1 protein-coding gene is annotated in these 1,181 nt (G+C 47.1%); it reads left to right on the top strand.

The annotated features are described in order from the left end of the window. Positions 1–1,065 (top strand): flagellar assembly protein FlgT (locus R7D93_RS25700; RefSeq protein WP_318129610.1); only part of this gene is annotated, 1,065 nt, incomplete at its 5' end. Between the last annotated feature and the right edge of the window lie 116 nt (positions 1,066–1,181).

A 1,181-nucleotide genomic window follows, 5' to 3' on the forward strand; every position in this document is an offset into this window, starting at 1 on the left:
TCTTGGTACGAAGTGACAGGCGTTGCCACGATCGTTTCTTCTGAAGATGCGGCAAGGCTCCATGCGTTGGAAGACGCTCTATTCAAAGCCGTCAACTTTTCGGGCGCAGACATTGGCAGCATCAGTAATTTGATGCCGCTATTGGAAGAAAACCGCAAAGAATATCAGTTTACTAACCATGAGGTGCGCTACATTCTCGTGGAATCTGAGCGCAAACGCGGTGGTAAAATGGAAATGAAGATCCGAGTGGACATCTATCCATCGGCAACGGGTTGCCACACGGATCAATACAAAAAGACTATTTTGGTCGGTAACATTGACGTTGCCTCCCCCCAACAAGCAGTCATGGGGCAAATCTACCAAGTAGGTGATGATTTCAGCAAAGTCGTTAATCGCCAATTGGATCAAACCTCGCGCAGCTTCGTTTCTGTTGGCACGACGGACTACTCAATCAGCAGCAATTATCCAGCTCGCACTCAAATGATTGCGCAGGACAACGGCGCACAATACATTATTGGCGGCGTGATTACTGACTTAACGGCAACGATTGAATCTCAACTCTTAAAAGACGACATCATTAACCGCCAGTTTGCTTTAGAGATGAAAGTCTTCGATGGCAAGACAGGCCATGAAGTCTTCAACAAAGCCTACCGCGAAGTCGCGCGTTGGCCATTCGCCAAAACCAGCCAAGTTGATACTCGCAGCGCACGTTTCTGGGCATCGACCTATGGCGAAATGATGCTACGCGTCAGCCGCAACATCATGTTAGACCTCGAGTCCGAACTGTCTTGCAAGATTACCCTACCGGAAGTGGTGGCCGTTTTTGGCAACACCGTCACGATGGATCTGGGCCGCATGCACGGCGTAAAAGAAGGTGACAAACTGCAACTGTGGCACACGGCATCATTCATCGATCAAAAGGGTTTACCGCGTAATAAAGTGTCGCAAAGCGAGATCACTTTGACGGTCTCCCGCATCTATGAACAAGAAGCAGAATTGACGATTGATCAGCCGAATTTGGCGTCCAGCGTTCAAATTGGCGATGTAATGAACAAGATCTTATAAAAGGTCACATTAAGCCTTGAGATATGCTTACTTTTGAATATCATAGACAACGCATCTTATTTGATTATGCCTGTCTAAGTAACTAACAAGTTAGCACTAGGGTTAAAGAAATCAGC

The sequence above is a fragment of the Vibrio sp. YT-15 genome, assembly GCF_033337445.1.
Classification (GTDB): Bacteria; Pseudomonadota; Gammaproteobacteria; order Enterobacterales; family Vibrionaceae; genus Vibrio; species Vibrio alginolyticus.